At 73.6% G+C, this 13929-nt stretch carries 14 protein-coding genes and 1 pseudogene; 10 read left to right on the top strand and 5 right to left on the bottom strand.

From position 1 onward, the window contains the following. Positions 1 to 19: 19 nt before the first annotated feature. Entirely contained in the window at positions 20 to 265 is a 246-nt protein-coding gene (locus tag AC4OXY_RS40380) for a WhiB family transcriptional regulator (RefSeq protein WP_356028270.1), read from the bottom strand. A gap of 282 nt (positions 266 to 547) precedes the next feature. On the opposite strand from AC4OXY_RS40380, the gene AC4OXY_RS40375 reads away from it, so the two are divergent. Further along, positions 548 to 1336, top strand: coding sequence for a VOC family protein (locus AC4OXY_RS40375; RefSeq protein ID WP_491992212.1), 789 nt, complete (start codon positions 548 to 550; stop codon positions 1334 to 1336). Positions 1337 to 1395: 59 nt separating this feature from the next. On the opposite strand, the gene AC4OXY_RS40370 is transcribed toward AC4OXY_RS40375, so the two are convergent. The 3 genes from AC4OXY_RS40370 to ligD all read right to left on the bottom strand — a co-directional run bounded on the left by AC4OXY_RS40370 (position 1396) and on the right by ligD (position 4666). Then, positions 1396 to 2469: a LacI family DNA-binding transcriptional regulator gene (locus tag AC4OXY_RS40370; protein ID WP_491992211.1), complete on the bottom strand. Its 1074-nt coding sequence runs from the start codon at positions 2467 to 2469 to the stop codon at positions 1396 to 1398. A gap of 165 nt (positions 2470 to 2634) precedes the next feature. Next, the gene (locus tag AC4OXY_RS40365) at positions 2635 to 3573 is read right to left on the bottom strand and encodes an ornithine cyclodeaminase family protein (RefSeq protein WP_491992210.1); all 939 of its coding nucleotides are present in this window, start codon (positions 3571 to 3573) and stop codon (positions 2635 to 2637) included. Between the two features lie 73 nt (positions 3574 to 3646). Next, the gene (gene ligD, locus AC4OXY_RS40360; protein ID WP_362821731.1) at positions 3647 to 4666 is read right to left on the bottom strand and encodes a non-homologous end-joining DNA ligase; all 1020 of its coding nucleotides are present in this window, start codon (positions 4664 to 4666) and stop codon (positions 3647 to 3649) included. Positions 4667 to 4769: 103 nt separating this feature from the next. On the opposite strand from ligD, the gene AC4OXY_RS40355 reads away from it, so the two are divergent. Beyond that, entirely contained in the window at positions 4770 to 5831 is a 1062-nt protein-coding gene (locus AC4OXY_RS40355) for an ATP-dependent DNA ligase (RefSeq protein ID WP_491992209.1), read from the top strand. 242 nt (positions 5832 to 6073) lie between these two features. Beyond that, entirely contained in the window at positions 6074 to 7126 is a 1053-nt protein-coding gene (locus AC4OXY_RS40350) for a DUF3048 domain-containing protein (RefSeq protein ID WP_356028258.1), read from the top strand. A gap of 58 nt (positions 7127 to 7184) precedes the next feature. Here the strand turns inward: AC4OXY_RS40350 and AC4OXY_RS40345 are convergent, their stop codons facing one another. Continuing rightward, complete coding sequence (locus AC4OXY_RS40345) at positions 7185 to 7649, bottom strand: MarR family winged helix-turn-helix transcriptional regulator (RefSeq protein ID WP_362821728.1); 465 nt, start codon at positions 7647 to 7649, stop codon at positions 7185 to 7187. Between the two features lie 192 nt (positions 7650 to 7841). Between AC4OXY_RS40345 and AC4OXY_RS40340 the strand changes: the two genes are divergently transcribed. The 7 genes and pseudogenes from AC4OXY_RS40340 to pcaDC all read left to right on the top strand — a co-directional run bounded on the left by AC4OXY_RS40340 (position 7842) and on the right by pcaDC (position 13867). Then, the gene (locus tag AC4OXY_RS40340; RefSeq protein ID WP_356028253.1) at positions 7842 to 8597 is read left to right on the top strand and encodes a CoA transferase subunit A; all 756 of its coding nucleotides are present in this window, start codon (positions 7842 to 7844) and stop codon (positions 8595 to 8597) included. Further along, complete coding sequence (locus AC4OXY_RS40335; protein WP_402064903.1) at positions 8597 to 9241, top strand: CoA transferase subunit B; 645 nt, start codon at positions 8597 to 8599, stop codon at positions 9239 to 9241. The genes AC4OXY_RS40340 and AC4OXY_RS40335 overlap by 1 nt, the downstream gene beginning before the upstream one ends. Continuing rightward, positions 9238 to 9954: pseudogene (locus AC4OXY_RS40330) on the top strand (thiolase family protein); the annotation flags it as partial. The gene AC4OXY_RS40335 and the pseudogene AC4OXY_RS40330, both read left to right, overlap by 4 nt. Positions 9955 to 10003: 49 nt before the next feature. Further along, a complete protein-coding gene (pcaH, locus tag AC4OXY_RS40325) occupies positions 10004 to 10777 on the top strand; it encodes a protocatechuate 3,4-dioxygenase subunit beta (RefSeq protein ID WP_376291621.1) in 774 nt (257 codons plus the stop codon). Between the two features lie 5 nt (positions 10778 to 10782). After that, positions 10783 to 11385, top strand: a complete 603-nt coding sequence (gene pcaG, locus AC4OXY_RS40320; protein ID WP_491992208.1) for a protocatechuate 3,4-dioxygenase subunit alpha — start codon at positions 10783 to 10785, stop codon at positions 11383 to 11385. Next, on the top strand, positions 11382 to 12734 hold the full coding sequence (gene pcaB, locus AC4OXY_RS40315; RefSeq protein ID WP_491992207.1) for a 3-carboxy-cis,cis-muconate cycloisomerase: 1353 nt from the start codon (positions 11382 to 11384) through the stop codon (positions 12732 to 12734). Before pcaG ends, pcaB begins: the two co-directional genes overlap by 4 nt. Next, positions 12731 to 13867: a bifunctional 3-oxoadipate enol-lactonase/4-carboxymuconolactone decarboxylase PcaDC gene (pcaDC, locus tag AC4OXY_RS40310; protein WP_491992206.1), complete on the top strand. Its 1137-nt coding sequence runs from the start codon at positions 12731 to 12733 to the stop codon at positions 13865 to 13867. The genes pcaB and pcaDC overlap by 4 nt, the downstream gene beginning before the upstream one ends. Positions 13868 to 13929 lie beyond the last annotated feature (62 nt).

The following is a 13929-nucleotide window of genomic DNA, read 5'->3' as shown; positions in this document are numbered from 1 at the left end:
CCCGGCGGCCTGCCCGGTCTCAGCCGGAGGTGCGGCGCAGGGCGAGGCGCTCCTTCTCGGAGAGCCCGCCCCAGACGCCGAAGCGCTCGTCGTGGGCCAGGGCGTAGTCCAGACAGGCCGGGCGCAGCTCGCACATGGCGCAGATGCGCTTCGCCTCGCGCACCGAGCTGCCGGGCTCGGGGAAGAAGAAGTCCGGCCCGGTCTGGGCGCACAGGGCCTGCGCCTGCCACGTCTCGTCGGCCGGGGTGATCGTGTCGAAGTGCATGACCAGGATCGTGCCGGGCGGCGAAAAACGTTCGATCAACGCCCGCTCAACGGGGCCGTCAAGGCCTCCGGCCGCCCCGATCATGCGCCCCCGGTCCAGGCACATGCACGGCGGCGCGCGGGGCGTGTCGCAATGCCCTGGGAACGCAGACCGTCACCCAGGGTGACCATGGGGGCCGCCCGGGCGCACGGCGGTGCTCAGGCGGTGCTCCGGCGGCGAGTGTCAGTGGCGGGTGCCAGACTCGGCAGTGCACAGGACGGGACCCTTCCGAGGAGGGCGAAGATGCTCACCACCCGTTTCGCCGACGGCGCTCCGAACTGGGCCGATGTCAGCAGCCCCGACATCGGCGGCGCCCACTCCTTCTACGGCGGCCTCTTCGGCTGGGAGTACCGGTCGGCGGGACCGGACGCCGGCGGCTACGGCTTCTTCCAGCTGGCCGGCCGGACCGTGGCGGGCCTCGGGCCGAACGACCCGCGACAGGGCCCGCCCGCCTGGACGGTGTACTTCCAGAGCGCGGACGCCGAGGCCACCGCCGCGGCGGCCGAGCAGGCGCACGGCCGTGTGCTGGCCCCGCCCATGGACGTCATGGGCCAGGGGCACCTGGCGATCCTGGCCGACAAGGCGGGCGTGCCGTTCGGGATCTGGCAGCCCGGACAGACCAAGGGCTTCGAGGTGGCGAGCGAGCCGGGGTCGCTGTGCTGGGTCGAGCTGTACACCCCGGACGTCGCGGCGGGCGCCGCCTTCTACCACCGGGTGCTCGGCCTGGAGACCTCCTCGGTGTCGCTCCCGGGCGGGACGTACACGTGCCTCAACCCGGCCGGTGCCGACGAGGACGCGATGTTCGGCGGGATCACGGCGCCGGCCGACACCGACGCTGCGGAGGGCGGGGCGTACTGGCTGCCGTACTTCGAGGTCGAGGACGCGGACGCCACGGCCGGCCGGGCAGAGCAGCTCGGCGGGGCGATACGCACGCCGGCGACGACTCTGGAAGGCGTCGGCCGCATGGCCCGGCTCACCGACCCGTACGGCGCCCGCTTCGCGGTGATCCGGAGCGCATCGCGGCCGGGCTGAGCCCCGGCCGACACCGAGGCCGCCCTCCCCTGCGCGGCCGTGCCCCTGCCCGCCCGTGGCTATGCGGAGGCGCGGCGGATCAAGGTCGTCGGGAGGATCACGCCGCCGTCGGGCGACATGTCCGCCCGCGCCGCGGCGCGGTCGCGGCCGCCGGGCAGACCGTCCAGCAGCAGACGGGCCATCAGGCGGCCCATCTCCTCGATGTCCTGACGGACCGTGGTCAGCGGCGGCTCGGCCTGCTCGGTGACGGGCAGCATGTCGTCGAAGCCGATCACGGCCACGTCCTCGGGCACGCGCCGGCCGCTCGCGCGCAGCACCCGCAGGGCGCCGAGCGCTGTCAGGTCGTTGGCGGCGAACACGGCGTCCACGTCCGGGCACCGGTCGAGCAGTTCACGCATCGCGCGTTCCCCGCCGGCCGGGGTGAAGTCGCTCTCCACGACCAGCCGGTCATCGGCCCCGCCCGGTACGCCGGCCATGACCTCCCGGTACCCGTCGAGCCGGTCCACGGCCGAGGTCTGGTCCAGGGCACCGGTGAGATGCGCGATGCGCCGGCGGCCGAGGTCCACGAGATGGCGTACGGCGGCGCGGGCCCCGCCCCGGTTGTCGCAGTCGACGTAGACGACGCCCGTGTTCCGTCCTGCCCGGGGGTCGTCGCCCCAGTCGGGCCGCCCGCCGAACACGGTGGGCACACCGGCGTCGTGGATGAGACCGGGCAGCGGGTCGTCGAGATGCAGCGAGAAGACGAGCGCGCCGTCGACGTGTCCGCCGGCGAGATAGCGGGCCACGCGCGCGTGGTCGGCACGGCCTTCGGTGAGCAGCAGCACCAGTTGGTTGTCGTGGGCGGTCAGTTCCTTGCTGATGCCGCGCAGTTGGAGGGCGAAGAAGGGGTCGGCGAAGACCCGGGCCTCGGGCTCCGCGATGACGACCGCGACGGCGTCGTGCCGCCGGGTGACGAGACTGCGGGCCGCCCGGTTGGGGACGTAACCCAGCTCCGCCACGGCCTGCCGGACCCGCTCGGCCAGCGGCTCGCGCACCCCGTCGCCGCCGTTGACCACCCGCGACACGGTGGCCCGGGACACACCGGCCAGCGCGGCCACGGCCTCCAGCGTGGGGCGCGACACTGCCTCGGTCACTTCGGGACTCCTCATCGGCTGCTGCCGGCCAGGATAACCGCGAGACGACACCGCCGCCGGTGCCGTGACGACGCCCCGGCCAGGACGGATCGGCCGGCACCGGCGCCATGCCCCGACCACACCGTCGTCCCGGCGACCCGGCCTCGCCCCTTCCGGACCGCGGGCTCAGCCCAGCAGGTCGATCGTGGACCCCACGCCCCGGCGTTCCGCCTCCCGCCAGGCGAGCCAGGAGAGGGCGAGATCCTGCCAGGGCAGCCCGACCGGGGCGTACACCGTGCGCTGCCTGCCCGAGGTGCGCCCGGGGTGGGCGGCGCGCAGGACGTCGGTGAGGGTGGTGTCGGCGGTGCTCCGGGCGAGCCCGGGGTCGGTCAACACACCCATGGACGCGGCGAGTTCGCCGTCGTCCACCACGAGCAGCGCGGCGTCGAGCAGATCGGGGGCGAGCTCCCGCTTGCCGGGCTCGTCGGTGCCGAGACTGGTGAAGTGCTGCCCGGGACGGGTGTCCGCGAGGGCGAGCAGCGGTGTCCGGGACCAGGTCGCGAGCAGGACGACGTCGGCCGCCTCGGCCACCGCACCGGCGGAGGCCAGCACCCGGCCGCCGTGCCGGGCGGCGAACGCGGCGGCATGCTCGGCGTCCGTGTCGTGGACGACGAGTCGCCGGGGCCGCCGCCCGCCCGTCAGGCCACGCAGCGTCAACTCGGCCTGGGCGCCCGCTCCGATCACACCGAGGACGTCGTAGCCGGCCGGGGCCAGCAGCGCGGTGCCGAGGGCGGCGGCCAGCCCGGTCCGCCAGGCCGTGACGGTCGCCGAGTCCAGCAGCGCGAGCAACTCGCCGTCCGCGCCGCTGTGCAGGCAGACCACCCCGCGCAGAGCGGGCCGGGCCCCGGGGAACTTGGCGTTCACCTTCACCGTGTACGCGTCGACGCCGGGCAGCAGGCCGGGGACGAGCGCGGTGGCGGTGCCGGGGAACGGCAGGTCGCTGCGGACCCGTCGGCCGGGTACGGGCACGGTGCCGGCCTCGCGGAAGCCGTCGCGCAGGGCCGCGAGACAGGCTTCCGGCTCCAGCACGGTCTGCAGGTCGCTCCGGGTCAGGACACGGGTCATCCCGCCATGATCGCTCGGCCGGGGGCCGTTGTCAGTGGCGTGGTGCATGCTGTGATCGGTGGCGGAACTCCCCTCACGACGTCCCCTCCCGCCGGGCCCGGCTCGGCTGGACCCGTTTCGGTTCGCCCGGCATCTTCGGGTATTCCGGCGGGTACGGCAGATCGCCCAGGCCGTGGTCGTGTTCGTCGCGGCGGGCCAGTTCCAGGAGGGCGTCCAGGGAGTAGGCATGTTCGTCCATGTCGGCGTGTACGTCACCGAGTTCGGCGAAGCGGGCCGGCATGGTGGCGAGGTCGAAGTCGCGCGGGTGGACCGCGTCGACCTCCGCCCAGCGCAGCGGTGCCGAGACCGGGGCGTTCGGGCGGGGCCGTACCGAGTAGGCGGAGGCGATGGTGCGGTCGCGGGCCGTCTGGTTGTAGTCCAGGAAGATACGGCGGCCCCGTTCCTCCTTCCACCACTTGATCGTCACCTGGTCCGGCATCCGGCGCTCCATCTCCCGGCCGACCGCGATGGCGGCACGGCGCACCTGGGTGAAGGTCCAGCGCGGTTCGATGGGGACGAAGACGTGCAGGCCGCGGCCGCCGGAGGTCTTGGGCCAGCCGCGCAGTCCGCCGAACTCCTCCAGGACGGCCCTGAGTTCGTGGGCGGCGCGGACGGCGTCGTCGAAGTCGGTGCCGGGCTGCGGGTCGAGGTCGATGCGCAGTTCGTCGGGGTGGTCGACATGGGTGCGGCGCACCGGCCAGGGGTGGAAGGTGAGCGTGCCGTACTGGGCGGCCCACACCACGGCGGCCTCCTCGGTGGGGCACATCTCGTCGGCGCTGCGGCCGCTGGGGAAGGTGATGTGGGCGGTCGGGATCCAGTCGGGCATGCCCTTGGGCGCGCGCTTCTGGTAGAACCACTCGCCGTCGACGCCGTCCGGGTAGCGCTGGAGGGTGGTGGGCCGGTCGCGCAGGGCGCGCAGGATGCCGGGGCCGACGGAGGCGTAGTACCGCGCGACGTCCAGCTTGGTGAAACCGCGCTCGGGGAAGAACACCTTGCCCGGGCTGGACAGCCGTACGGTCCGGCCGGCCACCTCCAGTTCCACCGCATCACCCATGCGGCCACGGTAGGCGCACCCCGTACGCCTCGCATACCGGGATATGAGGGACGAGGTAGGTGACAGCGGGCGATCGGCGTCGTATGCGAGCAGAATCGGATGCATGGATCTGCCGGTGATGCCGCCCGTGAAGCCCATGCTCGCCAAGTCGGTGGCAACGATCCCGCCGGGCATGCACTACGAGGCGAAGTGGGACGGGTTCCGGGCCATCGTGTTCCGTGACGGGTCCGACATCGAGCTGGGCAGCCGTACCGGAAAGCCGTTGACCAGGTACTTTCCCGAGCTGGTGGCGGCGTTGCGGGAGCGGGTGCCGAAGCGGTGCGTGCTCGACGGGGAGATCGTGATCGCGCGCAACGGCCGGCTGGACTTCGACGCGCTGACCGAGCGGATCCACCCGGCGGACTCCCGGGTGCGGATGCTGGCCGAGAGGACCCCGGCCTCCTTCGTCGCCTTCGACCTGCTCGCGCTGGACAGCGAGTCGCTGCTCGACGTGCCGCTGACCGACCGCCGTGCCCTGCTGGACCGGGCGCTCGCGGCGTCGACCCCGCCGGTGCATCTGGCGCCCGCGACGACGGACCTCCGGGTGGCCGAGCGGTGGTTCGAGGAGTACGAGGGCGCCGGACTGGACGGGATCGTCGCCAAGCCGCTCACACTGCGCTATCTCCCGGACGAGCGGGCCATGTTCAAGATCAAGCACGAGCGGACGGCCGATGTCGTCGTGGCCGGGTACCGCTTCCACAAGAGCGGGCCGGTGGTCGGCTCGCTGCTGCTCGGGCTGTACGACGAGCACGGCCGGCTCCAGCACGTGGGCGTCTCGGCCGCCTTCGCCATGCGGAAACGGGCCGAACTGATCGAGGAACTGGCGCCGTTGCGCATGGACGACGCGACCGGACACCCGTGGGCGGCCTGGTCGGACGAGTCCGCGCACGAGACGGCCCGGCTGCCGGGGGCACCGAGCCGCTGGTCCGGCAAGAAGGACCTGTCCTGGGTGCCGCTGCGGCCGGAGCGGGTCGCCGAGGTGGCCTACGACCACATGGAGAACGGGCAGCGGTTCCGGCACACGGCCCGCTTCCGCCGCTGGCGCCCGGACCGCACCCCGCATAGCTGCACCTACGCGCAGTTGGAGGAGCCGGTGCGGTACGACCTGGCGGAGATCCTGGGCTGACGCCCGGTCGGACTGCGGAGCGCCTCCCCGGGCGTCGCGCCAGTGCCGTCCGGCGCCTACGCGGCACCATCGCGGTCCGCCACGATCCGTCACGGTCCCTCGCGGTCCGCGGCGGAGCCGTACGGCGAACCCGGGCCGGCACAGCGCCGGGGCGCCACCCCCACCCGGGTCACGCCCTGCGCCCGATCGGCCCACCGACCGGGCACGCCCGCACGTGATCAGGTCACTCCCCCGTCAACCTGATGAGCACACGATCGGACCATGTGGACGGGATGGCAACGGTGGGCCTGAGATGCGGAGCGCGCTCGCGGCGCGTGGTACTGGTGGCGGCCGGGCTGGCCGTCGCCCTGACGTCCTCCCTCACTGCGGGCTGCGCCCACGGCGGCCGGGACGACGACCGCGCACCCCAGCACACGTCGGCGGTACCCGCACCACCCGCCGCACTGTCACGAGGACCGGCGTCCTCGGCCGCGCCGGCCGGCACACCGCTCGCCGTGAAGATCGACAACGCGCCCGAGGCCCGCCCGCAGACCGGGCTGGACGAGGCGGACGTGGTGTACGCGGAGCAGGTGGAGGGCGGACTGAGCCGCCTGATGGCGGTGTACGCGAGCCGACTGCCGAGGGCCGTCGGACCGGTGCGCAGCGCCCGTGAGTCCGATCTCGAACTGCTGCGCCAGTTCGGCCGGCCGACGCTCGCCTTCTCCGGCGCCCAGCACAAGCTGCTGCCGCTGATCGGCCGCGCTCCGCTGCGGGCGCAGTCGCCCGACCACGCTCCCGGCGCCTACTACCGGGGCCCCGGCAGGCGCGCGCCACACAACCTCTACCTCCGTCCGCACAGGCTGCTGGCGGCCGCCCCGGGCACGGTGGCCCTGGGGACGGGTTTCCGGTACGGCCCGGCTCCGGCGGCCGGCGGCGTCCCCGCCGCCTCGCGCACCGTCCGCTACCCGGCCGCCCGCTTCACCTTCACCTGGTCCGCCGCGCGCGGCCGCTGGCTGGTCGCGATGGACGGCAGGACGACGGTGACGACCGCCGGCACACCGGTGGCGCCGGCCACCGTCGTCGTGCAGTACGTCAGGATCCGCACCTCGCGCTACCACGACAAGCTCGGCAACCACACGCCGTACACGGAGACGGTCGGCTCGGGGGAGGCCGAGGTGCTCCGCGACGGACGGTCCTTCCACGCCTCCTGGTCGCGGCCGGCCGCGACGGACGGTACGACGTTCACGGCGGCGGACGGCGGGCCGCTGGCGTTCGCCGCCGGCCAGGTGTGGGTGGTGTTCGCCGCCGCGCCGTGAGTCGCTGTCAGCCGCCGTGAACCGCCGTACACCTCCGTGACCGCCGGTGGAGGCGCGTTCAGCCCTGCGCCGCCACCGGCTCGGCCGGATGGCGCAGGTCCTCCGCCGCGTCCGCCACCCTGCGCAGCAGATCGAAGAAGACGGTCTGCTCCTCGGGCGACAGGGGCGCGAGGAAGACCTGGTTCATCCGGGCGGTGCGCACGGTGAGCTTGCGGTGGGTGCGCAGCCCGTCGTCGGTGAGGCCGAGCAGGAATCGCCGGCCGTCCTGCGGGTCGCGCACCTTGGTGAGCAGTCCCCGGCGGGTGAGCCGGCTGATGACCTCGGCGATGGTCGAGCGGTCCAGCCCGACCCGCTCCCCCACGGTCCGCTGGTCGAGTCCGGGCTCGGCGACGAGCGCGTTCATGACCGCGAACTGCGGCGAGGTGATCTCCTCGGAGACCATCGTGTTCCACAGCAGATAGTGGGCCTGCTGGAGTCGCCGGGCCAGATGCCCGGGATGGGTGGTGAGATCCACCGCGGCCATGCGCGCTCTCCCTGGGTCAATTAGTCGGTGTACTGAACGATATCCGGCGATGAGCCGATCCGTCTTCCGGCCGGAGCACATGACTACAGGTGATACGGGGGTCTTGACGGCCTTCTCCTCCGGTGGCAGCGTGAGGAGCACCTCGCTGAAATAGTCAGTGCCCTGAGTAATTGACGAGATGGGGCTTCACGGATGGACAAGGTGGTCGCCACGGCCGGGGAGGCCGTGGCCGATGTGCCGGACGGCGCGTCCCTCGCAGTCGGCGGATTCGGGCTGAGCGGCGTGCCGAACGTACTGATCCAGGCGCTCCACGAGCGCGGGGTCGGCGCGCTCAGCGTGGTGTCGAACAACTGCGGGGCGATGGAGACCGGGCTGGCGGTGCTGCTGGCCGCGGGCCGGATCGCCCGGGTGACCGGCTCGTACATCGGCGGCAACAAGGAGTTCGCCCGGCAGTACCTGGGCGGCGAACTGGAACTGGAGCTGATCCCGCAGGGCACGCTCGCGGAGCGGCTGCGCGCGGGCGGCGCCGGGATCCCCGCCTTCTACACCCCGGCCGGGGTCGGCACTCAGGTCGCCGAGGGCGGTCTGCCCTGGCGCTACGACGGCGAGGGCGGCGTCGCACTGGCCTCCCCGCCGAAGGAGGTGCGGGAGTTCGACGGCACCGCGTACGTGCTGGAGCGTGCCATCCGTACCGACTTCGCGCTGGTGCGGGCCGCGAAGGGCGACCGGCACGGGAACCTCGTGTTCAACAAGTCGTCCCGGAACTTCAACCCCCTTGCCGCCATGGCCGGCAAGGTCACGATCGCCGAGGTCGAGGAACTGGTCGAGCCCGGCGGGATCGACCCGGACGCGGTGCATGTGCCGGGCGTGTTCGTCCAGCGGGTGGTGGCGCTGACCCCCGAGCAGGCGGCGGACAAGAGGATCGAGCGGCGGACGGTGAGCAGCTGATGGCCTGGACACGCGAGGAGATGGCCGCGCGCGCCGCACGGGAGCTGCGCGACGGGCAGTACGTCAACCTCGGCATCGGCCTGCCGACGCTGATCCCGAACCATCTGCCGCCGGGGGTCGAGGTGGTGCTGGAGTCGGAGAACGGAATCCTCGGTACCGGGCCGTACCCGACGGACGAGCGGGTGGACCCGGATCTGATCAACGCGGGCAAGGAGACGGTGACTGTCTTGCCGGGGGCGTCCTTCTTCGACTCGGCGCTGTCCTTCGCGATGATCCGCGGCGGGCACATCGACGTGGCCGTGCTCGGCGCGATGCAGGTGTCCGCCGGCGGCGACCTGGCCAACTGGGCCGTGCCGGGCAAGCTGGTCACCGGGATCGGCGGCGCGATGGACCTGGTGCACGGCGCCCGGCAGGTGATCGTGGTGATGACGCACACCGCGAAGGACGGCTCGCCGAAGATCCTCAAGGAGTGCACGCTGCCGCTCACGGGGAAGGCTTGTGTGAACCGGGTCATCACGGATCTGGCGGTACTCGACGTCACCCAGCACGGACTCGTCCTCGTGGAGACCGCGCCCGGCATCACCGTGGACGAGGCGGTCGCCCGGACCGACGCTGAACTGACCATCGCGGACAACCTGCCGTGAACTCGGTCAACACGTTCACCACCGTGTACATCGTCGACGCCGTCCGCACCCCGCAGCCGGCCCCGGCCCGGATCGAGGACGTCGACCTCGGCGACACCAACCGCGCCGGCGACGAGAACCGCAACGTGACCCGGACGACCGCCCTGCTCACCGGTCTGCCGACCTTCGTACCAGGCGTGGCCGTCAACCGGCTTCCCCGCCGGACACGCGGAGCTGTACTCCACGACGCTCGGCCGGCGCATGGTCGACCCGAGGATGGATCCGCCGTGGACCGTCCCGCTCGGCGAGAGCGGCGAACGGATCGCCGGCAAGCACACGATCTCGCGCGAGCAGCAGGACGCGTACGCCCTCGCCTCCCACCGCAAGGCGGCCACGGCCCGGGAACAGGGCCTGTTCGACGCCGAGTTGACGCCCGTCCGGTGCCGCGGGGCACGGGCGACCCGGTCGCCGTCAGCGCCGACGCGTGCGTACGCCCCGACACCTCCCTCGCGGCGCCGGCCCGGCGAGGAAGGCCCGAAGGCCACCGGCCGCGAACCGCTCCCCCGGATACCGGCGACCCGGCGTCGGCGCGACCGACCCGCACCACTTCGACCTCGCCCCGGTGACGGCCGTCGACCGCGCACTCGCCAAGGCGGGAAGATTATTTGACGATCCGTCAGTTTTTGAAGGAGGACTTCGCCGCCCAGGTGCTCGGCCGTCTCGCCGAGTGGCCCCACGGCGTCTCCGGCGCCCCCTACGCCAAGGAAGCATCAGGTACCCCCCATGGCTCTCACCCAGCAGGACATCGACCTCGAAATCGCCGCCGAGCGCGCCGCGTACGAGAAGCGTGTCGCCGACGGCGCCCCCGTCGAACACCACCCGCGCCGGGACTACGCCCCGTACCGCTCCTCCGTCCTCCGGCACCCCCGGCAGCCCCTGGTCGCCATCGACACCGGCACGGACCCGGAGCTGGTGGAGCTGCACTCCCCCGCCTTCGGCGAGCGCGACATCACCGGGATCGACAACGACCTCACCCGGCAGCACACCGGGGAGCCGGTCGGGGAGCGGATCACCGTCTCCGGGCGGCTGCTGGACCGTAACGGCCGCCCGGTGCGCGGGCAGCTGATCGAGATCTGGCAGGCCAACTCGGCCGGACGGTACGCCCATCAGCGCGAACAGCACGACGCGCCGCTCGACCCGAACTTCACCGGCGTCGGCCGCACCCTCACCGACGCCGAGGGCCGCTACCGCTTCACCACCGTCCAGCCGGGCCCGTACCCCTGGCGCAACCACGTGAACGCCTGGCGCCCGGCCCACATCCACTTCTCGGTGTTCGGCACGGCGTTCACGCAGCGGCTGGTCACCCAGATGTACTTCCCGAACGACCCGCTCTTCCCCTACGACCCGATCCTCCAGTCGGTGACGGACGACGCGGCCCGCCAGCGGCTGGTCGCCACCTACGACCACGGCCTGTCGGTGCCGGAGTTCTCGCTCGGCTACCACTGGGACATCGTGCTGGACGGCCCGGCCGCCACCTGGACCGAAGAAGGACGCTGACCGCCATGACGAAGATCGACACGAGCGGCCCGGAGCAGGTGCCGCCCACGCCGTCCCACACGGTCGGCCCCTTCTACGGCTACGCGCTGCCCTTCCGCGGCGGCGAGGACATCGCGCCGCTCGGCCACCCGGACACCGTCACCGTCCACGGGTACGTCCTCGACGGCGCGGGCGAGCCGCTGCCGGACGCCCTCGTCGAGGTGTGGGGTCCGCGGCCCGACGGCACGGTCCCGCGGGTCGACGGCACCCTGCGGCGCGACCCGGCCACCGGCGCCCATCTCGGCCGCAACGGCGTGGAGTTCACCGGCTGGGGCCGGATCCAGACGGACGCCGACGGCCACTGGTACGCCCGTACTCTCCGGCCCGGCGCCCGCGGCGGCAACGCGCCGTACCTCAGCGTGTGCGTCTTCGCGCGCGGCCTCCTCCACCACCTGTTCACCCGGATCTACCTGCCCGGCGACGAGCCCGCGCTCGCCTCCGACCCGCTCCTCACCCGGGTGGGCGACCGGCGCGGACCGCTGATCGCCGGGGACGAGGGCGCGAGCCTCTACCGTTTCGACATCCGCCTTCAGGGCGAAGGCGAGACGGTCTTCCTGGAGTACCAGTGACAGCTGAACCGGCGGCAGTCGAGCCCCACGACGGCGACACCGGCCTGCTCGGCCCCGGGTGGGCCGCTTCCGCGGCGGCGGACGCCACGAGCGACACCGCGTTCCTGCGCGCCCTCCTCGACGCCGAGGCGGCCCTCACCCGCGCGCAGGCCGCCCTCGGCCTCGCGCCCGCCGCGGCCGCCGACGCGGTGACCGGCGCGGCCGACCCCGCCCGCTTCGACGTCCGCTCCCTCGCCCGGCGCGCCCGGGCCGGCGGCAATCCGGTGATCCCGCTGGTGGCCGACCTGACCGCCGCGGTGGGCGAGCCGTACGGCCCGTACGTCCACCGGGGCGCCACCAGCCAGGACATCCTGGACACGGCCGCCATGCTGGTCGCCGCGCGCACCCTGGACCTCGTCCTCGACGACCTCGCCCGCACCGAACGCGCGCTCGCGCGGCTCGCCGCCGCCCACCGGGACACACCGATGCCGGGGCGCACCCTCACCCAGCACGCCGTCCCCACGACCTTCGGCCTGAAGGCCGCCGGCTGGCGCTCGCTGGTCCTCGACGCCCGCGACCGCATCGCAGCGGTACGGCAGACACTGCCCGCCCAACTGGGCGGCGCCGTCGGGACGTCGGCGGCCTTCGAGGCGTACGGTGCCCCGGACGCGACCGCGCTGACCGAGGCGTACGCCCGCGAACTGGGCCTTGCCGCGCCGCTGTTGCCCTGGCACACACTGCGCACGCCCGTCGCCGACCTGGCCGGTGCGACGGCCTTCGCCGTCGGCGCCCTGGGCAAGCCGGCCGAGGACGTGCTGACGCTGTCGCGGACGGAGATCGGCGAGGTCGCCGAGGGCAGCGGCGGCGGTTCGTCCGCCATGCCGCACAAGGCCAACCCCGTGCGCGCCACCCTCCTCGCGGCCGCCGCCCGCCGCGCACCGCAGCTCGCGGCCACCCTGTACGGCTCGCTCGCGGCCGGGGACGAGCGGCCCGCCGGGGCCTGGCACGCCGAGTGGGAGCCGCTGCGCGACCTGCTCCGGCTGACCGGCGGCGCGGCCCGGGACGCGGCCGAACTCACCGAGGGCCTGCGTGTGGACGCCGGTGCCATGCGCCGGAACCTGGACCTCACCCACGGCCTGATCGTCTCCGAGCGGCTGTCCGCCGTACTGGCTCCCCGCCTCGGCCGCGCCCGTGCGAAGGACCTGCTCACCGCACTCGCCCGCCGCACCCACACCGAGCACCGGCCACTGACCGAACTCCTCACCGAGGAGCCGGAGTTGAAGGATCTCGACGTGGCCGATCTGGCCGACCCCACGCACTACACCGGCTTCGCCGGTGCCCTCACCGACCGTGCCCTGGAGCGACGTTGACCGCACATCTCCTCAACCACCGTACGGAGGGCTCCGCTTCCGCCCCCGCGCTGCTGCTCGGGCCGTCGCTGGGCACCTCGTACGCCCTGTGGGGCGCCGTCGCGCCCGAGCTGTCCCTCACGCACCGGGTGGTGCGCTGGGACCTGCCCGGGCACGGGGGCTCGGCGGCGGACCTGATCGGCCCCGGCGCGAGCGTCGGCGACCTCGCGGTGCTGGTGCTGGACCTCGCCGACGCGCTGGGCGTCGACCGGTTCGCGTACGCCGGGGTCTCCCTGGGCGGCGCCGTCGGCCTGCACCTGGCCGTGCACCACCCCGACCGGCTGACCTCGCTCGCCGTCCTGTGCTCCTCCGCCCACTTCGGCGGCGCTGCGGCCTGGTCGGAGCGGGCGGAGCGGGTGCGGCGCGAGGGACTGGAGTGGCTGGTGGAGAGCGCCGACGCGCGCTGGTTCACGCCCGGGTTCACCGTGCCGCGGCTGGTGCGGGACCACCGGGAGGCCGACCCGCGGGCGTACGCCGCCTGCTGCGACGCGCTCGCCGCGTTCGATCTGCGCGACCGGCTCGGCGAGATCACCGTACCGACGCTGCTCGTGGCGGGCCGGGAGGATCCCGCGACGCCGCCCGCGCATCTGCGGGAGATCGCCGACGCGGTGCCCGGCGCGACACTGGTCGAGCTGCCCGGGGCCTCGCACCTCGCTCCCGCGCAGTGCCCGCGGGCCGTGTCGACGGCGCTGCGCAGCCAGCTCGACGGACCACCGGCGAGCGGAATGGCGGTGCGCCGTCAGGTGCTGGGGGACGCGCACGTGGACCGGGCGCAGGGCCGGCAGACCCCGTTCACCGCCCGCTTCCAGGACTTCATCTCGCGCTACGCCTGGGGGGAGATCTGGACCGACCCGACGCTGTCCCGCCGCGAGCGCAGCATGATCACCCTGACCGCGCTGGTCGCGCACGGCCACTACGACGAGCTGGCGATGCACGTCCGGGCGGCGCGGCGGGGCGGGCTGACACCCGAGGAGATCGGCGCGGTGCTGCTCCAGACCGCCGTGTACTGCGGGGTACCGGCCGCCAACTCGGCCTTCGCGACGGCCCAGCGGGTGCTCGACGAACTCGCCGAGGAGGAAGGCGAGTCGGGCTGAGGGTGACCCTGCTGGTCGTAGCTTCGACAGAACCTCTCTCGCGGCGCGGGGGCATGCCTAGG

It is taken from the genome of Streptomyces sp. HUAS MG56 (assembly GCF_058673395.1).
Note: the sequence above shows the minus strand (reverse complement) of the source record. Positions and strands in the feature narration are given on the sequence as shown.